The following is a 23151-nucleotide window of genomic DNA, read 5'->3' on the forward strand; positions in this document are numbered from 1 at the left end:
GGCCACGGACGGACGGGAGGCGCGGTGCCGGCTGGCACCGCGCCTCCCGTCCGTCCGCTCTCCCGTTCTCGGTCCCAGAACGCGTCGGCGACGCTTCAGCGACGCGTCGTGCCGTCCTGGTCGAGGTCGATCTCCTCGTGGGAGACGTCCTCGGAGACCTGCTGCTGCTCGGTCACGGTCTCCTTGCCGACCCGGACCCGCTCGACCGGGACGGTCTCCTTGTCGACGACGACGCGTTCCTCGTTCAGCGTCACCTCGTGCTGCTCGTCCGACAAGGCCGGGCCGTCGAGCGCCGCACCGGCATTCGCGTCGGTGATCGGCTCCGTCTCGACGCGGAGCTCCTCGTGCTGCACCGGCACCGTGACGTTCTGCTGCTCGGTGACGACGTGCTTGCGGAGTCGGACGCGGCCGGCGGGGACCTGCTCGGTACCGACCTCGAGGCGTTCCTCGGAGCGGGTCATCGCGTCGTCGGTGTCCGGACCCGAGGTGTCGTGTCCGGCCGAGCGGGTCGTGCCCTGCCCGGTCGACGCGGACGAACCCTGCCCGGTGGATCCGGACGTGTCGCGGCCGGCAGCGCCCGCCGTCAGATCGGGGTCGGTACCGGTCGTCGCATCGGTCGCGTCGGAGGTCCCGCCGGTCTGCTGGTCGGCTTGCTGGGCTGTCTCCTGCGGTGCCTGCTGCCCGGCCTGCTGCCCGGTTTGGTGCCCGGTTTGGTGCCCGGTTTGGTGCCCGGCCTGCTGCCCGGTTTGCTGCCCGGTTTGGTGCCCGCCGCCGATCCCGTAGTGGTCGAAGACGCGGTCCTGCTCCTCGTCGCTGAGCTCGCCGTCGCCTTCGACCCGCGGAGCGTCCTTGATCTGGTCCTTGCCGTAGGCCACGCGGAGTTCGTCGCCACTGAGGTCGGCTCCCTCGAGCGGCACGAAGGACTCGGACCGCCCGAAGAGCCCGGTGCTGACGCTCGCGAAGAGCGGGTGTCCGTCCTGCTGGTCGACGTAGACCTGCTTGACGGTGCCGACCTTGGCACCGTCCGGATCGGTGACCTGCGCGCCGAAGACGCTGTTCAGGTTCGTGGAGTCGATCATGGTGTGTTCCCTTCCGTGCTGACGTGCTGACGTGCTGACGTGCTGACGTGCTGACGTGCTGACGTGCCGTCCTGCGGTCGTGGCGGCCGGCGCTCAGCGGCCGAGGCCGACGCGGTCGACCCGGCGGTGGTAGCGCATCCCGAGGATCCCGCCGAGGACGGCCCCCACCAGGCTGATGACGGCGACGACGACCGCCGTGACGATGCCCGTCACGGTGAGGGTGCCCTCGTCGATCGGGATCCGCGGGAAGCTGTTGAGGTTGCCGAGGACGTTGAACTGCGACCCCGCGACGGCGGTGACCACCGCCACGACGACGGCGATGACGACCGCCCAGATCCACACGGCGATGCCCTGCTTCGCACCGGCGAACCGGGCCATCCGTCCGGCGACGTACCCGCCGCACAGGTAGGCGACGAAGAGGATCACGGCCAGGGCGATCGCACCGACGATCCCGACCACGTCACCGTTCCGGGTCACGTCCTTCGCCGCGTCGTCGACGTCGCCGCCGTTCTGGCCGAGGCCGACCCCGGCGCCCACCGCGCTGAGGATCGCCGTCAGGATGAGGGCGGTGCCCGTCGCGGTGAGCCAACCGAAGAAGGCCGATCCCCACTTGAAGCCGGAGAACTCCTCCTTCTCGCGCTCGAGCACGGTCTCGCGCTGGGTCGCGCCGCGTTCCGCCGGGACTGCTCGGGTCGCGCCGTCGGAGTCGTGCGCCGGCCCGGTCCCTGCGTCCCGCCGCGCGGCATCGACGTCGGGTCGGGTGCGGTCGTCGGGTGTGCTCATGGTCAACCTCCAAGGTGCTGGTCGTCCCCTCGGCGGAAGGCAACTCCGGCGCACGTGTGAGGCCGGACAGACGCCGGCACCGGACTGCGCTCTCGGTACATCCGGCCCGGCGGCACCGTCGCTCCGTAGGCTCGGCCCGTGAGCGCGGAACGAACGGACGTCCTGGTCGTCGGAGGTGGGCCCGTCGGTCTGTTCCTCGCGACGCTCCTCGCCAGGCGGGGTGTCGACGTCCGTGTGTGGGAACGACGGGTCGAACCCCCGACCGGTTCGCGGGCCATCGGCATCCACCCGCCGTCCCTCGACGCGTTCGCCGAGATCGGGCTGGACGCCGCGGTGCTCGCCGAGGCCTCGCTGGTGCACGCCGGAGTGGCCAGGAGCCGCGGTCGGACCCTCGGCACCCTGCGCTTCGAGCGAGCCTCGCCGACCCATCCGTACGTGGCCACCCTCGACCAGCACCGCACCGAGTCCCTGCTCCGGGCCCGGCTCGGCACCAGCGCACCGGACGCCCTGCGCACCGGGACCACCCTGACCGCGTTGTCCCCGCACACCGACCACGTCGACGCCACCGGGACCGGACCGGACGGCGACACGGTGACGATCCGCGCGGGCTTCGTCGTCGGTGCCGACGGTGCCCGGAGCGTCGTCCGCGATCTGCTCGGCATCGGCACGACCGGACGCGAGTACCCGGACCGCTACGTGATGGGCGACTTCGCCGATCCAGAGGAGCCGTCAGCCCGGTCCGCCGCGCTGGTCGACGTCGGCCCGGACGGCGTCGTCGAGTCCTTCCCGCTGCCGGGTGCACGGCGCCGGTACGTCGCCCTGGTGCCGGACGACGACGCCTTCGCGGCGGCGGAACGCGGCGCGACGGCTGCTCCGGACCCCGTGGTCGTCAGACGTCTGGCCACACTCGTCGCGGACCGCACCGGCGTCGTCCCCGACCCCGTGAGCTGCTCGATGACCAGCGGCTTCCGGGTACGCCGTCGCACCGCCGACCGCGTGGGCGTCGGCCGGGTCGTGCTCATCGGGGACGCCGCCCACGAGATCAGCCCGATCGGCGGGCAGGGCATGAACCTCGGTTGGCTCGACGCCGCCGAGCTGGCGCCGCTGCTCGCGCGTGCGGTCCGCACCGGAGTCGCCGGTCCTTGGCCGAGGTACGCCGCCCGCCGTCAAGCAGCCGCCCGTCGTGCGGCCCGGCAGGCCGAGGTGAACATGGCCCTCGGCCGTCCGCTCGGCTCCGTCACGGCGACCGGCCGGGAGGCGCTGCTCCGGACCGCCCTGGCACTGCCGACCGCGCACGGCCTGGCCCGGCTCTACGCGATGCGCTGGGCCTGACGGCTCGCGTCGGGCGCGCAGACGCGCAGCGTGTTCCGCGTCGTCAGGCGACGAGTCGCGCGCCCGCGAAGCCGAGCTCGACGACGAGCACGAGGGACGACGCGATGACCAGCCGGAACAGGATGCGTGATGCCCGTCCCGCGAGCACCAACCGGACGCCGACGACCGCGAGCCCGGCCACCACGACGGCACCGAGGACCGCGAGCACGACCCCGAGGCCCCGCACCGGGTCGTCGCCGAGCACCTGTTCGCCGAGCACCAGGGCGGCCGCGACGACGAGCGAGGCGAACGCGACGATCCCCGCGCCACGGAGCCCGAGCCGGTGCGGGAACCCCCGGACACCGGTGGCGGCGTCGTCGACCAGGTCGGGGAGCACGTTCGTGCAGTGGATGGCGATCCCGAAGACGGCACCCGTGGCGATCGCCCACCACGCCGGCCACTGCCCCTCCGGCCCGGCCGCGACGGACACGACGGGCAGCAGCCCGAACGCGACGACGAACGGCGCCACCGACCACACCGAACGCTTCAGCCCGGCGTCGTAGGCCCACCCCGCTGCGACGAGCACCAGGTGCGCGACCGCGGCGACGGGACCCAGGAACAGCGAGAGCACCACGGCGGCCCCGGCCGTGGCGTACGCGGCCGTGCGGACGGTGCCGACGGCGATGAGCCCGCGGGCCACCGGCTTGTCGCTCCGCCCGACGGCCCGGTCGCGGTCCGCGTCGATCCAGTCGTTCGCCAGGCCGATCGACAGCTGCCCGGCGACGACCGTCAGCGCCACCAGGACCACGAGCCACACCGGGTGTCCGACGGCCGCGGCGATCACCGCGGCGAGGACGGTCACGGTGACGGTGGGCCCGGGATGCGACGACGCGAAGAGCAGTCGGACGATCGAAGGGGCGCTGCTGGCGGTCACCCGGTCAGCGTACGGATCGCCCCTGCGCGGTCGTGGCAGGGATCACGGAACGGCCGTCACCGCGACGCCGAACCGGTCGACGAGCTCGCGCTTGAGCACCTTGCCGCTCGGACCGAGCGGCAGCGCGTCGAGGACGTGCACCACCCGGGGGTACTTGTACGCGGCGATCTCGGCGGCGACGAAGTCGACCAGGACCTGCGGCTCGACGGACGCGCCCGCGTGCAGGACCACCGCGGCCTCGATCTCCTGTCCGTGCACCGCGTGCGGCACGCCGAACACCGCGGCCATCGCGACGTCGGGGTGGGTGGCGAGGACCTCCTCGACCTGCCGCGGATACACGTTGTAGCCGTTGCGGATGATCATGTCCTTGGTGCGGTCGACGATCGTCAGGTACCCGTCGTCGTCCTTCGTACCGAGGTCACCGGTGCGGAACCACCCGTCGACGATGGCCTCTGCGGTGTCCTCGGGCCGGTCGAGGTACCCGTTCATCAGGTTGTGGCCGCGGATCACGAGCTCGCCGATCTCGCCGTGCGGCAGCATGACGATGGCGTCGCGGACCTCGGGGTCGGCGATCTCGACGTCGACGCCCCACACGGGGGTACCGATCGTGCCGGGCCGCGGGGGCCGTCCGACGTGGTTGAAGGTGGCGACCGGCGAGGTCTCGGTCAGCCCGTACCCCTCGTGGATCGGCGCGTCGAAGACCTGCTGGAACCGCTCGAGCACCGCGAGCGGCAGCGAGGCACCGCCGGAGATCGCGTACCGGAGTGTCGGACGGGCCTCGGAGCGGGTCGCGGCGTCGAGCAGCGCCATGTACATCGTCGGGACGCCCATGAAGATGCCGCAGCCGTGCTCGACCATCGCGGCGAGCGCCGAGTCGCCGTCGAACCTCGGCAGCATGACGAGCGTCGCGCCGGTCCGGAACCCGGTGTTCATCGTGCAGGTCTGCCCGAACGTGTGGAACAGCGGCAGGGCGCCGAGCAGGACGTCCCCGCGGTGCATGTCGAACGTGGTCATCAGGTTCGTGTTGACCTGTTCGAGCAGCGAGAAGTGCGAACCCTCGGCACCCTTGGGCTGGCCGGTGGTGCCGCTCGTGTACAGGATCGTCGCGGTGTCGAACGGGTGCCGTGGCACGTAGGTGTCGAGCGGCACGCTCTGCTGCGCCAGCGCCTCGAGCCGGTCGGGGCCGACCGCGGACCCGTCGTCGGTCGTCGCCGGCGCGAGCACGGTCACGACGTCGACACCGGCGAGCTCGGCACCGGCAGCGCCCTCACCGAGCAGCGGGGCAGCACAGACGAGCAGGGTCGCTCCGCTGTCGCGCAGGACGTACTCGATCTCGCGGCGCTTCAGCAGCGCGTGCACGGGCACGGCCACCGCGCCGAGGGCCAGTGTGGCGTAGTAGACGCGGGGGAAGTCCGCGACGTTCGGCACGAGCATCGCCACCTTCGCCCCCTCGGTCACACCCCGCGCGCGGAGCGCCCCGGCGTAGGCCAGGGTCTGCGCCCACAGCTCGGCGTAGGTCGTGCGGACGTCGCCCACGATGACGGCGATGTCGTCCGGGTAGCGCGCCGCCGACTCGGCGAGGATGGCTGCGACCGACGCGGTCGCGCGGGTGGTGTGGGTGTCGTGCATGCCCGTCTCCGTCTTCGTCGACGACCTCGTCGTCGTCACCGCCGATCCTACGGCTCGACCCGGCGGACCGGTCAGGCGGCGGACGCCGCAGGTTCCCGCCGCCGGAGGAGCACCCCGGACGCCAGGGCGATCCCGAGCAGGACGACGAGTCCGCCGACGGGCTCGTTCCACCGCACCCGCTCCCCCAGCACGAGCACACCGAGGGCCACCCCGACCACCGGCGTCAGGTACGTGACGGTGGAGGCGCGACCGGCGCCCCACGCCTGCACGAGCCGGGTGTTCCAGGCGTAGGCCAGCCCCGTGCCGACGCAACCGAGCGCGATCATCGCGGCCACGATCCTCCCGTCCAGCTGCACCGGACCGGTCGCGATGACGGGCGCGACCAGCAGGAGCATCCCGGAGGCCAGCGTCAGCTGGACCGTCGCCAGCGTGACCGGGTCGTACGCGCTCGCCACGGCCACCCGGCGCAGGTAGGCGAGCCCGATGCCGTAGGACGCGGTCATGCCGAGCAGTGCGACCTGCCCCGGCACGCTCGCCAGGACCTCCGGGTCGGTCAGGACGTCCCACGGGCCGACCAGCACGAGCACCCCGACGATGCCGAGCACGATCCCGAGCACCTGCCGTCCGCGCAGCCGTTCGGACGGCACGAGCACCGCGAGCGCGGCCAGCGTCATGATCGGCGTGGTCGCGTTGTAGATGCTCGCGAGTCCGGACGGCACCGTCTGCTCGGCCCACGCCATCAGAGACGACGGCACCGCGTTGAGGAACACCGCGACGACCGCCAGGTGTGCCCACGTCCGCGGCTCCCGGGGCCACCGGCGCCGGGCGGCGAGCAACACGACCACGAGCGTCACCCCACCGAGCACGGTCCGCACGGTGGCGACCTGCTGCGGGGCGAGACCGTCGAGCCCGATCTTCGCGAAGAGGAAGCTCGAGCCCCAGGTCAGTGCGACGAGGGCGTAGAGGAGGGCGTTCACGTGGCCTAGTGTCGGACCAGCGAGTGACATGCGGCAAACGCATGGGGCTCATGCCGACATGAGGAGGACGCATGACCGTCTCGGTCCAGCAACTGCGCGCGTTCGTCGCCACGCTCGACGCCGGGTCCTTCACCGCGGCGGCGACCGCCCTGGGCGTCGGGCAGTCCGCGGTGTCCCACGCCGTCGCCGGGCTCGAACGCGAGGTCGGCGGCCCCGTGGTGCGCCGTGGCACGGTCGCCGCCGCCACACCGCTGGGCGACCGCCTGCTGGCCCACGCCCGCAGCGTGCTCGCCTCGGTCGAAGCCCTGGAGGCGGTGGTCCGGCCCGCCTCGGCGCGCGGCACCGTGCGCCTCGCCGCCGTCCCCACCGTCTGCCAGGGCCTGCTGCCGCGGCTCCGCGAGCTGTGGGCGGTGACCCTGCCGGACGTCGACGTGCAGGTCTACGAGGGGGACGACGACGAGATGCCGGAGTGGCTCGAGGCGGGCACCGTCGACGCCGCAGTGCTCGTCGACCCGTCGCCGGCACCCGCCGGTGGCGTGGTCGTGGCGCGGGACGAGATGGCCGCCGTGATCCGCCGCGACCACCCCCTCGCCGAACTGCCCGCGCTCACGCTCGACGACCTGCACGAGGACGGCCTGGTGGCGGGCGGCGGCGGCTGCGAGTACCAGGTCCAGAAGCTCCACGAGCTCGACGGCCGCCCCTTCCGCTACGCCCACCGGGTGCGGGAGATGAGCACGATGTTCGGGATGATCCAGCGGGGCGAGGGCGTCTCGATCGTGCCGACCCTGGGCCGCGGGATGCTGCCGCCCGACCTCGTGATGATCCCGATGGCCCGGCGGCTCGAACGGACCCTGGTGCTGAGCGGGCCGTCGTCCCGTGCGTGGCACCCGCTGGCGCGGGCCCTGGTCGACGCGGTCTGAGAGACGGGGCACCTCCGACCTTCGGCGGATCCGCTCGTCCCGACGGCTCCCTAGGCTCGGGGCGTGACCTCGACCGCGCTCCCCGCTGTGCCACTCGGGCAGCGTGTGTGGTCCCAGAGCTGGCGTGTCGCCGTCGCGGCCCTGACCGGACTGCTCACGGCGGGGCTCGTGTGGCCGTCCATGGACACCCGCGGCTGGAGCGACCTGCACGTCGGCGCGCTGATCCTCGGCGATGTGGGTGCCGGTCTGGCTGCCCTCGTCCTCCTGCCGTTCCGGCACCGGGCACCGCTGTTGATCACGGTCGTCATCGCTGCCCTCAGCTCGGTGTCGACGTTGGCGGTCGGGGCGGCCGCGATCGCCACGGTGTCGCTCGCCACCCGGCGCCGGGCCGTCGAGCTCGCCGTCGCCGGTGCGGTGCTGCTCGGTGCCACGGTGCTCTACGACGTCGTCCTGGCTCCCCAGGACGACGCCATGCCGCTCTGGCAGATCCTCGTCGCCGGCGCCGTCGGCATCGCCCTGCTCGTCGCGATCGGCATCGGGATCGGACAGCGTCGGGCGCTCGTGCTGTCCCTGCGCGAGCGCGCGGCCCTGCTCGAACGCGACCAGCAGCTGCGCGAGGACCGTGCCCGCGAGCAGGAGCGCGCCCACATCGCCCGCGAGATGCACGACGTCCTGGGCCATCGGCTGTCCCTGGTCGCGCTGCACGCCGGTGCACTCGAGTACCGCGGCCCGGGGCTCACCCCCGACGAGACCGCCGCGGCGGCCGGGGTCGTGCGGGCCGAGGCGCACTCCGCGCTCACCGACCTGCGCGACGTCCTCGGGGTGTTGCGCGACCCCGCGGCGAACGGCGGCGATGAAGTTACCGGCACCGCGCCTCCGCAGCCGACCCTCGTCGACCTGCCCACCCTGCTCGACCAGGCGCGTGCCGGCGGTGCAACCGTCCGGGCGCGCGTCGACGCCGACAGTGCGGCGGTACCGACCGCCGTGGGGCGACACGCCTACCGGATCGTGCAGGAGTCACTGACGAACGCCCGAAGGCACGCCCCAGGAGAGCCCGTCGACGTCGTGGTCGAGACGGTCCGCGGGTCGGCGATCCGGGTGGTGGTGTCGAACACGCTGGCCGACGGACCTGCGCCCGCGCACGCCTCCGGGCACTCGGCCGGGCACGGCCTGCGCGGGCTCGCCGAACGCGCCCGTCTCGTCGGCGGGAGCTTCCGCGCCGGCAGCGACGACGGACGCGTGCACGTGGTCGAGGCGGTGCTGCCGTGGACCCCGTGACCGCTCCCGTCCGCGTCGTCCTGGTCGACGACGACCAGCTCGTGCGCGTCGGGCTCCGCATGCTGCTCAGCGGCGACGACGGCCTGGTGGTCGTGGGCGAAGCGGGCGACGGGCTCGAAGCCGAGGGCGTCATCGCGTCGACCGCGCCCGACGTCGTGCTCATGGACATCCGGATGCCCCGGTGCGACGGACTCGTCGCCACCGAACGTGAACTGCGCCGACGACCCGACCTGGCCGTCCTGGTGCTGACGACCTTCGAGGGTGACGACCTCGTGCTCGGAGCACTGCAGGCCGGTGCCCGTGGGTTCCTGCTCAAGGACACCCCGCCGCACGAACTGGTGCAGGCCGTGCGGACCGTGGCGGCCGGGCGCTCGATCCTGTCCCCGTCCGTGCTCGACCGGGTCATCGCGTTCGCGGCCGGGCCACGCTCGGGCCAGGCGGCCGGTGGCCGGGGCGGCGGAACCGCCGGCGCCGCTGCGGACGACACCGAGGCGCGCCCGCTGCTCGCCCTGCTGACCGAGCGGGAACGGGAGGTCGCACTCGCCGTGGCGAACGGGGCGTCCAACGCGCAGATCGCCGCCGACCTGTACGTGGGACTCGCCACCGTGAAGACGCACGTCGGGCACGTGTACGAGAAGTTCGGCGTCGAGAACCGGGTGCAGCTGGCACTCGTGGTGCACGCGGCCCGGCGGGGAGAGCCGAGCGCGTGACCGGGTGACCGTCGGCTGAACGGTCGACGGTGCTCCTCGGTAAGGATGGGCCGATGGCCGAGACGCACGTGAAGACGTTCACCACCGCGGACGAGGCGGCAGCCGAAGCCGCCGGGCTCGCCTGGCTCGCCCAGGCCGAGGACACCGGAGGGACCCGCATCGCCCGTGTGCTGGGGCGTCCGGGCCCGACCGTGCTCGACCTCGAGTTGATCTCCGACGGCTCGCCCACCGCCGCCCAGGCCGAGCGGTTCGGCCGTTCCCTCGCCCACACGCACGCCGCCGGCGCCGATCACTGGGGTGCGCCGCCCGCCGGATGGACTCGCGGTGCGGCACTGCGGATGGGCCGCTCGCGCACGCCGTTCGTCGCGGCCGAGCAGGCACCGGCGACCTGGGGCGAGTTCTTCGCCGAGTACCGGATCCGCGACTTCGTCCGCCGTATCGTCGACGCCGGCGGGTTCGACCGCGCCGAGGCCGCCGTGTTCGAGCGGGTCGCGCAGCGCGTGCAGGACGGAACCCTCGGGTCGCCGCAGCCCGTGCTCGTCGGGGACCGCCCCGCGCGCCTGCACGGCGACCTGTGGGCCGGCAACGTCCTCTGGCCGACGGACCCGTCCGAACCGACCGGCGCCGTGCTCATCGACCCGATCGCCCACGGCGGCCACGCGGAGACCGACCTGGCACTGCTCGGGCTGTTCGGGCTCCCCCGGCTCGAGACGGTGCTCGCCGCCTACGACCGGGAGTCACGGCTGGCCGACGGCTGGCAGGAGCGCGTCGAGCTCCACCAGCTCGCACCGCTGCTGCTGCACGTGTTCCTGTTCGGCGGCTCGTACACCGGCGCCGCACTCCGGGCAGCACAGCGGTACGCCTGACCCCTCGAACGGTGCGAGGAGCGCGCGGTGCCGCGCGGGATCGGCGAGCTCATCCGCCCCGGAACCACCCGGCGGCCGACGCCAGCACGGCGGTCACCGGGTCCGTCCCACGGGCGGGCGTGGCGGGTGCGAGCAGCACGGCACCTGCCGCCGCCTCGCCCCTCCCGGTGCGAGGTCGTCCACTCCGTGCGGCGCTGCGACCTCGCACCGGGTGATCGACCTCGCACCAGCCGGAGAACCCCGCGCCGCGCCCCACACCACCCGTGTTGCACGGTCGGTATACCAAGCCGTAGCATCGCCCTACCGCACCACCACCCCACAGGGCCCGACTGCCACCATCGGTCTGCCCGCGGCGAGCGCTCCATCGATGCAGCCCGCGCCGTCCGCTGCCGGCAACGCCCCACTGGACCCGCACGTGAACCCCACCTCTTTCGGTCTCTACGACCCTGCCCGCGAATCGAGCGATTGCGGCGTCGGTTTCATCACCCGTCTCGACGGGACGCCGAGCCACGACGTCATCCGCAAGGGCGACGAAGCGCTCTGCTCCATCCCGCACCGCGGCGGCAAGTCCGCCGAGGGTGTCGGCGACGGCGCGGGCGTCAGCATCGACCTGTCGGTGGAGTTCTTCAGCGCCATCACCGGTGAGCAGCTGCGCGCCGGGCACTTCGGCGTCGCGAACTGCTTCGTGCCGAGCAGCGACGGAGCCGACGGCACCGACGAGCGCGCCCGTGCCGAGCAGACCGTCACGGACGCCATCACGGCCGAGGGCTTCGAGCTGTTGCTGGTCCGTGACGTCCCGGTGGACCACTCCGTCGCGCGCCCCGAGGCCGAGCAGTACCAGCTGCCGATCGTGCAATGGGTCTTCCGGGCACCGTCCGACTGGGACCGCTCCGAGGTCGACGCCGCCGCGAACCGCGCCCTGCTCGCCATCGAGGCCGTCTCCTACGCCCAGGCCGCCGCCGAGCGCGCCGAGCACGCCGCCCTGTACCCGCTGTCGCTCAGCGCCCGGACCCAGATCCTGAAGGGCCGGCTGAACTCCGGCGAGGTGATCGGGTACTTCACCGACCTGCGCGACCCCCGGCACTCGGTGCGGACGCTGTACTTCCACACCCGGTTCTCGACGAACACCGAGCCGCACCCGACGATGGCGCAGCCGTTCCGCCTGATGGCGCACAACGGCGAACTGAACACCGACCGCAAGAACCGGCTGTCGGACGAGGCGCTCGCGCGGGCCCGCACCCGGAGCATCGTCCGCCCGCCCGGGCAGTCGGACTCGAGCCGGCTCGACCAGACCCTGCAGAGCCGCGTGTTCGACGACGGGCTCGAGATCATCGAGGCCGTGGTCTCGCTCATGCCGCCGGCGTGGGAGAACGACCGCACCCTGACCCCGGACGTCCGGGACATGCTCGAGTACTTCTCGCTGTACGAGGAGAAGAACGACGGTCCCGCCGCCGTGATCTTCAGCGACGGCGATGTCGTCGGCGCCCGCCTGGACCGCCTGGGCCTGCGCCCGCTGCGCACCGTCGAGACGGCCGAGTACCTGATGGTGTCGTCTGAGGCCGGCCAGGTCGAGTTCGACGCCGACGAGGTCGTGCACCGCGGCCGCATCGAGGCCGGCGGCATGCTCGTCGTCGACCACCGCACCGGCACCCGCATGCGCACGGGCGAGGTGCTGCGCATGCTCGCGGCCCGCCGTGACTACGGCACCCTGCTCGACGCCGCCCGGGTGAACCTGGACGACGTGCCCGCTCCGGACTACGAGCGCACGACGTCCACCCTGGGCTACGACGGCGACCTGTCGCTCGCCGGCCGGTACGTGGCGTACTCGTTGAACCAGGAGAGCTTCCGGTTCATGCTCGACCCGATGCTGCAGAACGGGTCGGAGCGCATCTCGGCGATGGGCTACGGCAACGCGATCAACGCCCTGAGCGACACCGAGGGCGGCATGGCGAAGTACTTCTCGCAGCGCTTCGCCCAGGTGACGAACCCGCCGCTCGACTCGATCCGCGAGGCGGACGGGATGTCGATGCGCGTGGCACTCGGCGCGAAGCCGGACGGCACGGGCACCACGGGGCGTCAGCTCGTCGTGCAGTCGCCGATCCTCGGGCACCTCGACATGGTGCGGCTGCGCGAGCAGGACATCGTCCCGCTCGAGCGCTTCGACATGCTCTACGTGCCGGTGCCCGCCGACGAGCAGGCCAACGCCGACGCGATGCGCGGCGCGTTGGACGCGCTGTGCGACGCGATCGAGGCCTTCGCGGCGCGCGGTGGCGGGATCGCGGTCGTGACCGACCGCGAGGTGTCGTCGACCCATGCGCCCCTCCCCGTGATCCTGGCCGTGGCCGCCGTGAACCAGCGGCTCATCGAGACCGGTCTGCGCCTGCGGGTGTCCGTCGTCGCGGAGAGCGGTCAGCTGCCATCGTCACACCACGTCGCGACCGCGCTGGGCTTCGGTGCCGCCGCTGTGTACAGCTTGAGCGCTCGGCTGCGTGCGGAGGAGAAGTACCCCGCCGCACCCGCACCCGCCGGCGAGCTGACCGCGACCGACCTGGCACTCAAGCAGTTCCGCAAGGCCGCCGAGAAGGCCCTGGCGAAGACCATGGGCCGCGTCGGCCTGTGCACCGCCGAGAGCTACATCGGTGGCGAGTTCTTCGAGCCGAACTACCTCGACACCGGCGACGACGTGCTCGCGCGGATCTTCCCGCACATGCAGGCACCGGTCGGCGGCGTCGGCTTCGCGCGCATCGCCCAGGCGGCGACGGACTGGCACGAGCGTGCCCGTTCGGTGGCGTCCGAGGGCCAGGTCCCGCTGCTCGGCCTGTTCAAGGAACGCTCCGACGGCGCCGGCCACTCGTTCGGTGTCGCGAGCGTCCGCGGGTTCGGCGGCATGACCGAGGAGCGCCCGGCCTTCGAACGCTCCGGCGACTCGGACGCGCTGCGCCTGCTCACGCTCGGCCAGCTCGACGACTCGTTCGGCATCACCGACGCCGCGTACCGGAACACCGGGTACGACCGGCTGAGCGATGCCGAGATCGACGCACACCGCATCACGCCGGGCTACGTCACGTTCCTGCAGACGACCCACGACGAGCGGTCCCGCCGCCCCGCCGCGCTCCGCGACGTGCTCGCGCTGCCCGCGGACGTCACCGGCATCGACACGGCCGAGGACTTCGCCCGCGAGCTCGGCCGCTTCTCGACGAGCGGCAACGCCAGCGTCACCGTGCGCGGGCTCTCCGGCTCGCGTCCGTCGGACGACCAGGACCTGCCGGGAGGCACGGAGCGGTTCCGCCTGGAGCTCACGTCGACGGGGACCACGGGTGCACTGCGCCACGCGGCCCTGGCGGACGGCCTCGCGCTGCTCCACCCCGGGCAGATCGACGTCGACGCCGTCGACGACACCGGGGTGACGCTCCGCGCCACCGGTGCGGCCGTCGCCCTGCTCGCGCTGCTGCAGAGCGCCCCGGCGAGCGTCGAGCTCGACGAGGTGCAGCCGGCCCACGAGATCACCCGGACCCTGGCGTCCGGTGCGATGAGCCACGGCGCACTCGTCGCCACCGCCCACGAGGCCGTCGCGCACGGCACGAACATGGTCGGCGGCATGTCGAACAGCGGTGAGGGCGGCGAGCACCACTCCCGGTACGGCACCATCCGCGGCTCGCGCATCAAGCAGTTCGCCTCGGGCCGGTTCGGCATCTGGGCCGGCTACCTCGCCGACCCCATGCTCGAGGAGCTCGAGATCAAGATCGGCCAGGGCGCGAAGCCCGGCGAGGGTGGTCAGCTGCCCGCACCCAAGGTCACGGTGGACATCGCCGCGGCCCGTGGTGGCACACCCGGCGTCGAGCTGATCTCGCCGCCGCCGCACCACGACACGTACTCGATCGAGGACCTCGCGCAGCTCATCCACGACTGCAAGGCCGCCCGCGTCCGGGTGATCGTGAAGCTCGTCTCGTCCGAGGGCATCGGCACCATCGCGGTCGGCGTCGCGAAGGCGGGCGCCGACGTGATCAACGTCGCGGGCAACACCGGCGGTACCGGTGCCGCGGCCGTCACCAGCCTGAAGTACGCCGGCCGCTCCGCCGAGATCGGCGTCGCCGAGGTGCACCAGGCCCTGGTCGCGAACGGCCTGCGCCAGAAGGTCACGCTCCGCTGCTCGGGTGCGCACCAGACCGGCAGCGACGTCGTCACGAGCGCCCTGCTCGGCGGCGACAGCTTCGAGTTCGGCACGACCGCGCTCATGATGCTCGGCTGCGTGATGGCCAAGAACTGCAACGTGAAGTGCCCGGCGGGCCTGACCACGAACGCCGAGGCGTTCGAGGGCGACCCCCGCGCGCTCGCGCAGTACCTGCTCAACATCGCCCACGACGTGCGGCAGATCCTGGCCCGTCTCGGCCTGCGTTCCCTGCGGGAGGCCCGCGGCCGGACCGACCTGCTGCAGCTCCTGGACCACCCGGCGAGCGTGGGCCGGCTCGACGCCCGCGCCCTGCTCGCCCAGGTGCCCGAGAAGGTCGTCGCGGACCCGGAGTACCTGGAGAAGGACTTCCACACCGACGACGCCCTGCTCGAGCGCGTCCGCACCGCCCTCGTCGACCACGCGCAGGAGCACGTGCTCGTGCACGGCGTGCTGCTCGGCAACGCCGACAAGTCGGTCGGCGGTCAGCTCGGCATCGACCTCGAGCGTCTGCTCAACCACGAGCTCGGGGCCGAGGACGTGCAGGGCCTGCCCGCCGTGACGACGGACGACCGCGGACGCCGCCGGCTGGTGGACGGCGCGGTCACGATCCGCACGCAGGGCTCGGCCGGGCAGTCCTACGGCGTCTTCAACAACGACGGCGTCGTGCTCGAGCACACCGGCACCGCGAACGACGGCGTCGGCAAGAGCCAGAGCGGCGGACGGATCATCGTCCGCGCCCCCGGTGGCGGCAGCGCCGAGCGGGGCGGCAACGTGCTGGTCGGCAACTTCGCGCTGTTCGGGGCCACCGGTGGTCGCACCTTCGTCGAGGGCGAGGCCGGTGACCGGTTCGCCGTCCGCAACTCCGGTGCGACCGCCGTCGTCGAGGGCCTCGGCGACTTCGGCTGCGAGTACATGACCGGCGGCGCCGTGTTCAACCTCGGCGCGTTCGGCAAGGGCCTCGGCAACGGCATGTCCGGCGGGTTCCTGTACCAGTACGACCCCTCCGGCCAGGTCGCCGAGCGTGCCAGCACGGACTCGCTCCTGGTGTTCCCGGTCACCGACACCGAGCGCGGTGCGTTCCACGAGGCCGCCGCCCGCCTGCTGCTCGAGTGGCACCTCGAGGCGACCGGTTCGGCCCTCGCCGAGCGGCTGCTCGCCGAGTGGGACACCGCCCGCGCGCACGTGTACGTCGGCATGCCCCGTGCCCTGCTGCTCACGCAGGACGCCGGCGAGATCCTCGCGGCGGCGACCCGGCCCGAGCTCCTCGACGAGCTCGCGACCTCGATCGCCACCGACAAGCTCCGCGCGTTCAAGCTCGACTACCGCGACCAGCGCACGGTGCTCGACGGCCGTGCCCCGGCGCTCGGCGACCAGGGCGAGGACATGTTCTCGCTGCTGTCGTCGTACACCGTGCTCGGGGTCGCCCAGGACGTCGCCCTCGAGCGCGTCCCGGGTGCGTTCGGTGCCGCCGACCCCCGGGTCGCCGAGGCCGTCAAGAACCTCGTGCTCACCGAGGACTTCTCCGTCAAGCAGCGCGTCGTGAAGTACCTGCGCGGGACGCTCGACCGGTTCGCCGACGACCAGCTCGCGACCCTCATCGCGATCAAGCGGCTCGACGACTACAAGCGCGCGCTCACGCAGCGGAACAACCGCAGCATGGACGCGCCGGGCACCACGGGGTGGATCATGCACCAGAACGCCAAGAACGACGGCCGCGTCCGCGAGGCGCGCTTCGACGAGCTGCTCGCCACCGCGGCGCTCGAGGACATCGCCCGCCGTGCACCGCAGGCGCCGACCGAGGCGGTGACCGCGTGAGCCTGCTCCCCCCGACCGGGTCGCTGATCCCCGTCGACGCACCGTTCTCGGCCGCCCAGGAGTCCTGGCTCGCCGGGTTCATCGCGGGCATCGCCGCCGCCGGCAAGAAGGTCGCAGCCAGCGCGCCCACGACGACGATCGACGTGCTCTTCGGCACCCAGACCGGCAACGCCGAGTTCCTGGCCGACGAGCTGGTCGCCGGCGCGAAGGCCCGCGGACTCGGCGGTCGTGCCAGCGCGCTCGACGCCGTCACCCCCGAGCAGCTCGCCGAGATGTCGCACGTGCTCGTCGTCACCTCGACCTACGGCGAGGGCGAGATGCCTGACAACGCCGGGCTGTTCTGGGACGCGATCCAGGCGAGCACCGTGCCACGGCTCGAGGGGCTGCAGTACGCCGTCCTGGGCCTCGGCGACACGAGCTACGACGAGTTCTGCCAGGCCGGCAAGCTCCTCGACACCCGGTTCGAGCAGCTCGGCGCGACCCGGGTCCACGACCGCGTCGACTGCGACGTCGACTTCGAGGACCCGGCCGCACTGTGGACCGCGGCGGTCCTCGACCGCCTCGCCGCCGAGGCCGGCGCGACGGCCGCACCCGGCGCGACCACGGGCGGTGGTGGCGGCGACGGTGCCGGCGCGACCGGCGGGGCGGGCGCGAGCCGTGCCTCCCGTCCGGGGTCGCAGTGGAACAAGCGCAACCCGTACCCGTCGCGCCTGGTCGAGAACCGGCTGCTCTCCTCGCCGCGCAGCGCGAAGGAGATCCGGCACTACGAGTTCGACCTCGGCGACTCGGGCATCGAGTACGCGGCCGGCGACGCCCTGGCGGTCGTGCCGGTGAACGACGAGGTCTTCGTGGCGGACCTGCTCGAGCAGGTCGGCGCGAACGGTGGCGAGGCGTTCGACGGCCGGCCGATCACCGAGGTCCTGCGGACCGACCGTGAGATCCGGACGCCCTCGAAGGACCTCATCGCCGACCTGGTGCAGCGCGCGCCGTCGAGCGAGCTCGCGGCCGTCGTGGCGCACGGCGACAAGCACGAGCTGGACCGCTGGCTCTGGGGACGCGACGTCCTCGACCTGCTCCGCGACGCCGGCCCGGCCGCCCCGGGACTCGACGAGCTGCTGCCGAACCTGCGGCCGCTGCAGGCGCGGCAGTACTCGATCTCGTCGAGTCCGCTGGCCCACCCGGACCGCATCCACCTGACCATCGCGTCGGTGCGCTACGGCGACCCGCACCGGATGTACGCCGGTGTCGCGTCGACGTTCCTGGCCGACCGGGTCGACCCGGACGGCACCGTCGACGTCTACCTGCAGCCGAACGCGTCGTTCGGGGTGCCGGCGGAGGAGTCGGCCCCGATGATCATGATCGGACCGGGCACGGGTGTCGCGCCGTTCCGCGGGTTCCTGCACGAGCGGGCCGTGTCCGGGGCGACGGGGCGCAACTGGCTGTTCTTCGGCGACCAGCACCGGGACACCGACTTCGTGTACCAGGACGAGCTCACCGAGCTGCAGGAACAGGGCGTGCTCGACCGCCTCGACCTTGCGTTCTCGCGCGACCAGGCCGAGAAGGTCTACGTGCAGACCCGGATGCTCGAGCGCTCGGCGGAGCTGTTCGCCTGGCTCGAGGACGGCGGCCACGTGTACGTGTGCGGCGACGCCTCACGCATGGCGAAGGACGTCGAGGCCGCGCTGCTCCAGGTCATCCGGACCGGACGCGGGCGCGGCGAGGACGACGCGCAGGCGTACCTGGCCGACATGCGTCGCGCGAAGCGGTACGTGCGCGACGTCTACTGAGCCGCATGCAGACGGGATGAGTCCGCCCCGGCCACGGAACCCGAATCCGATGGCCGGGGCGGTCCCGGAGGAGCGCCGGTCGATGGGGGCGGACCGGCGAGCCCTGCAGCGTGACGCACGCATCACCGACGCGTGGCGTCGGTGACCCGAGCAGGGAGTCCCCTGATCCGGGACTCACGTCCCTCGCTCGTCTCGGCCACCGGTGGTTGGTCGGCACCGGACTCGCTGTGCGTCACGGGCTGTTCGGGTTCCCCTCCTGCCGCGGACACTGCCAGCACCGGCGCCCTGGCGGGCCGGTGCGGGGGAACGACAGCGAACCGCGGTACGGAAACCGTACGAGGTGTGGAGTTCGAGTGGAACCCGTTGACCCGGATCAGCCCGCTGTGCTACTGCTCCCGGGATCAGCGCGCCGTGCTCCCGCTCGGTGTCCCCGAGGCGTCGTCCGCGTCGCCGGGCGCCACCGCCCGCGACCACGCGGAGTCGGCCGCCGTGCTGGTGTCCGGCGGCTCCGGCGTCAGCACGAGCCCCGACCCCGAGGTGGCCGAGGCGTAGAGGTCCTCGAGCCAGCTGCGGTTGATCGACGGCACCCGGCTGCCCGTGAACTTGAAGTGCAGGCTCACGTTGGGGTTCAGCCAGATCGTGCTGCGACCGTTGCCGTGGACGACGTCGTCCTTCCACGAGAACGCGAAGCGGTGGTCGCGTCGGAGCATGTTGACGATGACGATCTGCAGGTGCGTGAGCGCGCGGTCGTCGATCCGCAGGTCGAGCGGTTGGCCGTCGTAGATGAGCTGCCCCATGGCTCCTTCTACTCCTGCGCTCCGGTGTGTTCGAGGTGCGATGCCCAGTTCGTGATGGTGCGGTCGAACCAGACGGCGTCGACGTTGCGCTCCCACGCGTGCTCGGCGGGCTCGCTGACCGCCAGGGTCACCGTGCCCGGGTGCGCATCCGCGAACTCCTGACTGGCCGAGAACGGCACCGTGGTGTCGCCCGTGGAGTGGATGAGCAGGGTCGGGGGCAGCGACCGGGGTGCGCGCAACCAGGACAGCGCGCGCACGTCGACCGGCGAGCGCAGCCCCACCAGCCGGCAGAGGACCGGTGCCGCCATCGCCCCGAGGGCCGCCGAGACGACGATGTCCGGCAGGCCGGCGCGGCGGGCCTGGGACCGGACGGTGACGGCCCAGTCCAGGGCCGGGGCGACGAGCACGACGCCGGCCAGGCGGTCGCGGTGCGCGGAGCGGGCGAGGAGCTCGTGTGTGATCGTCGCGCCCATCGACCACCCCACGATGACGAGCCGTTCGGCGCCGTTCGCGACGGCGTGGTCGAGCGCCGCTTCGACGTCCGCCCACTCACGGGCGCCGAGGTGCGAGGCCCGTCCTTCCCACGGTGCCTCGCCGTCGCCGCGGAACGACGGGACGATCGAGGTCCAGCCGAGCTCGAGCGCCGCGGGGACGGTCCGGAGCGCGGTGACCCGGGTCGTCCGGATCCCGTGCACGTGGACGGCCCACGTGCGGACAGCCTCGGGGTCCGCACCCTGGGCAGCCGCGCGGTCGGGAGACGGAGCGCGGTCGGCAGCGCCGCCCGGACCCGGCCGCACCACCCACGCGGGTGCCGGCCCCACCGGGGTCGGCAGCGACACCTCGGACCAGTCGACGTCCATCGCCGCCGGGTCGGGGTGCACGTGTCCGCTCCACCGCACCCGCGACGACACCGCGCCGGTCGTCCGCACCACGGCCCGGCGCACGAACCCGGCGGCTTCGTCGACTTCGAGCACCGGCCCGACGGTGGTGTGCCCGGGGCCGTCGTGCCACAGCCCGTACTCCCCCGGCCGCACGGTGTCGTCGGTGATCGGCAGCCGGACGGAGTCAGCGTCGGACTCGATCACGGGCGTCCACCGATCGCCGCCGGGCAGCACGATCCTGCCGACGACCTTCCGCAGGACGACCAGGACCACCAGCGACACCGCCACCAGCACCAGGAGCGCTCCGAGCACCCACCACACGATCGTCACGCCGTCATCCTCCGAGGCTCCGGGTCAGGGTCCGTTCCGCCGACCGCACCTGCGCGAGTTCGGCGTCGTCGAGGGTCCGTCCCTGCACCTCGGCGTCGCGGATCGCGATGACCAGGTCGTAGGTCCGGGCCTGCGGGTCCCCCGGCCGCTCGACCGCCCGCACCGCGTGCCGACGGGCGATGCGGCGCAGGCGTCGGTGGTGCCCGCGGTGCCGCAGGTCACGACCCCACCGTCGGAACGTCAGCGAGGCCATCGCCACGACGATGAGCACGATGCCGAGGTAGAACGGCGGATCGAAGGCCAGGCGCAGGCCGTCCCGCACCCCGGCCGGGAAGAGTCCGAAGTGGTCGGCGGTGAGCGAGGCGACCTCGTCGACGCTCGCCACGACGACCAGGGCGAGCCCGACGCGGAACACCACGAGTGCCACCGGGTCCTGCAGCACGCCGCGACGCAGTGTCGTCGCGGCGATCAGTCCCACGCCCACCATGTACACGCTCGCGTAGAGCCACATCGGCGTCTGCTCGATCTCGCGCACGATGAAGTGGAAGTCGGTCCCGCCGCGCTCCTCGACCAGCAGGAACGGCACCGTGAAGGCCACGACCACGACGAGCAGCGCCATCGGCCTGGCGAGCACCGGGCGCTCCGGCAGGTCGTCCGTGCTCGCGCGCAGCATCAGCCAGAACGCGACGGTCGCGCAGACGTTCTGCACCAGGTTGATGAGGTTCGAGCCGCCCAGGGCGCCGTCGAGCGCCGGCTGCGGCACGACGCTGCCGAGCGTCAGGAGCCCGAGCGCCCCGACGCCGGTGGCACCCCAGGCCGCCCGACCACGGGGGTTCCGCAGCACGTACGGCGTGCGGGCGAGGAAGATCAGCGCCGCGAACCAGAAGGCCGCGGCGTGCAGGACGGCCATCAGCCGTAGGCCCGCTCGTCCGCGCCCGTGGCCCCGGCGAGCAGGACCGTCGCGAGCTCGTAGGCGAACCGTTCGGCGAAGTGCTCGTCGTCGTCGGAGATGCTCACGAGCCCGGAGTCGGCGTCGAGCGCACGACGGCAGACGTGACCCCCGGCGGCGAACTCGGCGACGGATGACGGGGTGGGTGTGCCGACGTCGCCGTGCACCAGGTGCCCGAGCTCGTGCAGCACGCAGTGCATGCGGTAGAGCGGCGGTGCGTCGGCCGGCACGAGCACCAGGTTCTCGTGCTCGAACTGCGACACGAGCGCGGTGAGCGGACCCCAGCTCGGCCCGTCGACGTCGACGACGCGCGTGGGCTTGCCGACCATCCGACCGACGCCGGTCACCACGTCGGACAGCTGCGGCGCACGGGGCAGGGTGGCGACGAGGGCACGGACGGCACCGGACGCACCCAGCTGCTCCGCCATCGCCCCTCCGATCTCCGCGGCAAGACTACCGGCAGGTCCCCCTTGTGGACGAGACCGGCCGGACGTAACCTACAACCAAATGGTTGTACGAATCGAACTGTCCGACGCCGAGGTCGACCGGGTGTTCCACGCACTCGCCGACGCGACCCGTCGTGACATCGTCCGGCGCACGCTCGTCGGGTCGTCGTCCGTGAGCGAGCTCGCGGACGCCTACTCGATGTCGTTCGCCGCCGTCCAGAAGCACGTCGCCGTCCTCGAAGGAGCCGGACTCGTGAGCAAGGAAGCCCGCGGCCGCACCCGCATCGTGCGCGCCGAGCCGGAGCAGCTCGAACGGGTCCGTGCCCTCCTCGACGCCTACGGCCGCCTCTGGCACAGCCGGATGGACCGTCTGGGCGACCTCCTCGACGGCGACGCCTCCGGACACCCAGCACCAGACGACACCCGACGACACCAGGAGCGATGATGCCCACCACGTCCGTCCACACCGATCCCGACACCCTCTCGATGACCCTCGTCGCCGAGTTCCCCGTCCCCGTCGAACGCCTATGGGCCGCCTTCGCCGACCCGCGCCAGCTCGAGCGGTTCTGGGGACCGCCCGGGTTCCCCGCGACGTTCACGACGTTCGACCTGCGCCCCGGTGGCCGTGCCGACTACCGGATGACGTCACCGCAGGGCGAGCGGTTCCACGCCGTCTGGCAGGTCACCGAGGTCGACGAGCCCCGTCGCATCGTCTTCCGCGACCTGTTCACCGACCCCCAGGGCACCGTCGACGAGTCACTGCCCGCAGGCGAGACCGTGTTGTCGTTCGAGCCGGCCGAGGGCGGCGTCCGGGTCTCCGTGGTGTCCTCGTTCGCCTCGGCCGCCGACCTCGACGCGATGCTCCAGATGGGCATGCTCGAGGGCTACCAGCAGGCCTTCGGCCAGCTCGACCGGGTGCTCGCCGACCTGCGCGAGTGGGCTCTCGGTGCGGGCACCGAGACCGAGGTCCTCGACGACACCCACGTCCGGATCACCCGGGCGTTCGCGGCGCCGCGACACCTGCTCTGGCGGGCGCACACCGAGCCCGACCTGGTGCGCCGGTGGCTGCTCGGCCCCGACGGGTGGGAGATGACGGTGTACGAGAACGACCTGACCCCGGGCGGCGCGTTCCGGCAGGCCTGGGCGCCGACGGGTGACACCGAGGGTGAGCCCTTCGGGTTCGAGGGCGAGAACCTCGTCGTCGAACCGGAACGCCGGATGGTGTCGACCGAACGCATGACCGGGGCGCCCTTCCCGCCGAACACGAACGACCTGCAGTTCGACGAGGACGACGGCGTCACACTCATGACCCTGCTCGTCACCTACCCGGACCGGGAGCAGCGGGACGCGATCCTCGCGACCGGCATGACGGAGGGCATGGAGGCCAGCTACCAGCGGCTGGAACGCGAGGTCCTGTCCGCAGCGTGACCGACAGACGGACGGGAGGCCCGTGGCGGCGCCGCCACGGGCCTCCCGTCCGTCCCGGTG

General features: G+C 72.8%; 18 protein-coding genes. 9 read left to right on the forward strand and 9 right to left on the reverse strand.

What is annotated here, in order from left to right; genetic code table 11:
* Positions 1-95 precede the first annotated feature (95 nt).
* The gene (locus DEJ35_RS04890; RefSeq protein ID WP_111192162.1) at positions 96-1079 is read right to left on the reverse strand and encodes a DUF2382 domain-containing protein; all 984 of its coding nucleotides are present in this window, start codon (positions 1077-1079) and stop codon (positions 96-98) included.
* Between the two features lie 93 nt (positions 1080-1172).
* Complete coding sequence (locus DEJ35_RS04895; protein WP_181420084.1) at positions 1173-1862, reverse strand: hypothetical protein; 690 nt, start codon at positions 1860-1862, stop codon at positions 1173-1175.
* 138 nt (positions 1863-2000) lie between these two features.
* Between DEJ35_RS04895 and DEJ35_RS04900 the strand changes: the two genes are divergently transcribed.
* Positions 2001-3194: an NAD(P)/FAD-dependent oxidoreductase gene (locus DEJ35_RS04900; RefSeq protein WP_111122887.1), complete on the forward strand. Its 1194-nt coding sequence runs from the start codon at positions 2001-2003 to the stop codon at positions 3192-3194.
* 43 nt (positions 3195-3237) lie between these two features.
* Here the strand turns inward: DEJ35_RS04900 and DEJ35_RS04905 are convergent, their stop codons facing one another.
* The 3 genes from DEJ35_RS04905 to DEJ35_RS04915 all read right to left on the reverse strand — a co-directional run bounded on the left by DEJ35_RS04905 (position 3238) and on the right by DEJ35_RS04915 (position 6713).
* On the reverse strand, positions 3238-4107 hold the full coding sequence (locus tag DEJ35_RS04905; protein WP_111192163.1) for a UbiA family prenyltransferase: 870 nt from the start codon (positions 4105-4107) through the stop codon (positions 3238-3240).
* A 42-nt stretch (positions 4108-4149) separates the two neighbouring features.
* Positions 4150-5736, reverse strand: a complete 1587-nt coding sequence (locus DEJ35_RS04910; protein WP_110861101.1) for a long-chain fatty acid--CoA ligase — start codon at positions 5734-5736, stop codon at positions 4150-4152.
* A gap of 71 nt (positions 5737-5807) precedes the next feature.
* Complete coding sequence (locus DEJ35_RS04915) at positions 5808-6713, reverse strand: DMT family transporter (protein ID WP_111192164.1); 906 nt, start codon at positions 6711-6713, stop codon at positions 5808-5810.
* 71 nt (positions 6714-6784) lie between these two features.
* On the opposite strand from DEJ35_RS04915, the gene DEJ35_RS04920 reads away from it, so the two are divergent.
* From DEJ35_RS04920 to DEJ35_RS04945, 6 genes are all read left to right on the forward strand, one after another.
* Entirely contained in the window at positions 6785-7633 is an 849-nt protein-coding gene (locus DEJ35_RS04920) for a LysR family transcriptional regulator (RefSeq protein WP_110860871.1), read from the forward strand.
* A gap of 63 nt (positions 7634-7696) precedes the next feature.
* On the forward strand, positions 7697-8911 hold the full coding sequence (locus tag DEJ35_RS04925; protein WP_258378433.1) for a sensor histidine kinase: 1215 nt from the start codon (positions 7697-7699) through the stop codon (positions 8909-8911).
* Complete coding sequence (locus tag DEJ35_RS04930) at positions 8899-9621, forward strand: response regulator transcription factor (RefSeq protein ID WP_111192165.1); 723 nt, start codon at positions 8899-8901, stop codon at positions 9619-9621. The genes DEJ35_RS04925 and DEJ35_RS04930 overlap by 13 nt, the downstream gene beginning before the upstream one ends.
* Positions 9622-9674: 53 nt before the next feature.
* Positions 9675-10487 carry a fructosamine kinase family protein gene (locus DEJ35_RS04935; RefSeq protein ID WP_111122878.1) on the forward strand — a complete coding sequence of 271 codons (813 nt, stop codon included), beginning with the start codon at positions 9675-9677 and terminating at the stop codon, positions 10485-10487.
* Positions 10488-10902: 415 nt separating this feature from the next.
* Entirely contained in the window at positions 10903-16473 is a 5571-nt protein-coding gene (locus DEJ35_RS04940) for a glutamate synthase-related protein (protein ID WP_111192166.1), read from the forward strand.
* Positions 16470-18260, forward strand: a complete 1791-nt coding sequence (locus DEJ35_RS04945; protein WP_111192167.1) for a sulfite reductase subunit alpha — start codon at positions 16470-16472, stop codon at positions 18258-18260. The genes DEJ35_RS04940 and DEJ35_RS04945 overlap by 4 nt, the downstream gene beginning before the upstream one ends.
* A gap of 401 nt (positions 18261-18661) precedes the next feature.
* Here DEJ35_RS04945 and DEJ35_RS04950 read toward each other — a convergent pair whose 3' ends face one another.
* The 4 genes from DEJ35_RS04950 to DEJ35_RS04965 are packed head-to-tail and all read right to left on the reverse strand — an operon-like array spanning position 18662 to position 21645.
* Positions 18662-19057, reverse strand: coding sequence for an ATP-dependent DNA ligase (locus tag DEJ35_RS04950; protein ID WP_110860885.1), 396 nt, complete (start codon positions 19055-19057; stop codon positions 18662-18664).
* Positions 19058-19065: 8 nt separating this feature from the next.
* Positions 19066-20268: a S9 family peptidase gene (locus DEJ35_RS04955; RefSeq protein ID WP_111192168.1), complete on the reverse strand. Its 1203-nt coding sequence runs from the start codon at positions 20266-20268 to the stop codon at positions 19066-19068.
* Positions 20269-20272: 4 nt separating this feature from the next.
* A complete protein-coding gene (locus tag DEJ35_RS04960) occupies positions 20273-21178 on the reverse strand; it encodes a hypothetical protein (protein ID WP_110860888.1) in 906 nt (301 codons plus the stop codon).
* Positions 21178-21645, reverse strand: a complete 468-nt coding sequence (locus tag DEJ35_RS04965; protein WP_027466017.1) for a hypothetical protein — start codon at positions 21643-21645, stop codon at positions 21178-21180. Before DEJ35_RS04965 ends, DEJ35_RS04960 begins: the two co-directional genes overlap by 1 nt.
* 79 nt (positions 21646-21724) lie before the next feature.
* Between DEJ35_RS04965 and DEJ35_RS04970 the strand changes: the two genes are divergently transcribed.
* Positions 21725-22108 carry a helix-turn-helix transcriptional regulator gene (locus DEJ35_RS04970; protein ID WP_110860892.1) on the forward strand — a complete coding sequence of 128 codons (384 nt, stop codon included), beginning with the start codon at positions 21725-21727 and terminating at the stop codon, positions 22106-22108.
* Positions 22108-23091: an SRPBCC family protein gene (locus DEJ35_RS04975; protein ID WP_111192248.1), complete on the forward strand. Its 984-nt coding sequence runs from the start codon at positions 22108-22110 to the stop codon at positions 23089-23091. Before DEJ35_RS04970 ends, DEJ35_RS04975 begins: the two co-directional genes overlap by 1 nt.
* Positions 23092-23151: the final 60 nt, after the last annotated feature.

This window comes from Curtobacterium sp. MCPF17_051, assembly GCF_003234595.1.
GTDB lineage: Bacteria > Actinomycetota > Actinomycetes > Actinomycetales > Microbacteriaceae > Curtobacterium > Curtobacterium flaccumfaciens.

Bases quoted from the DNA above. Each gene is read 5' to 3' on its own strand.
- DEJ35_RS04920 (WP_110860871.1), top strand. From the start codon at position 6,785: ATGACCGTCTCGGTCCAGCAACTGCGCGCGTTCGTCGCCACGCTCGAC.
- DEJ35_RS04895 (WP_181420084.1), bottom strand. From the start codon at position 1,862: ATGAGCACACCCGACGACCGCACCCGACCCGACGTCGATGCCGCGCGG.
- DEJ35_RS04965 (WP_027466017.1), bottom strand. From the start codon at position 21,645: ATGGCGGAGCAGCTGGGTGCGTCCGGTGCCGTCCGTGCCCTCGTCGCC.
- DEJ35_RS04910 (WP_110861101.1), bottom strand. From the start codon at position 5,736: ATGCACGACACCCACACCACCCGCGCGACCGCGTCGGTCGCAGCCATC.
- DEJ35_RS04960 (WP_110860888.1), bottom strand. From the start codon at position 21,178: ATGGCCGTCCTGCACGCCGCGGCCTTCTGGTTCGCGGCGCTGATCTTC.
- DEJ35_RS04950 (WP_110860885.1), bottom strand. From the start codon at position 19,057: ATGGGGCAGCTCATCTACGACGGCCAACCGCTCGACCTGCGGATCGAC.
- DEJ35_RS04970 (WP_110860892.1), top strand. From the start codon at position 21,725: ATGGTTGTACGAATCGAACTGTCCGACGCCGAGGTCGACCGGGTGTTC.
- DEJ35_RS04935 (WP_111122878.1), top strand. From the start codon at position 9,675: ATGGCCGAGACGCACGTGAAGACGTTCACCACCGCGGACGAGGCGGCA.
- DEJ35_RS04890 (WP_111192162.1), bottom strand. From the start codon at position 1,079: ATGATCGACTCCACGAACCTGAACAGCGTCTTCGGCGCGCAGGTCACC.
- DEJ35_RS04975 (WP_111192248.1), top strand. From the start codon at position 22,108: ATGCCCACCACGTCCGTCCACACCGATCCCGACACCCTCTCGATGACC.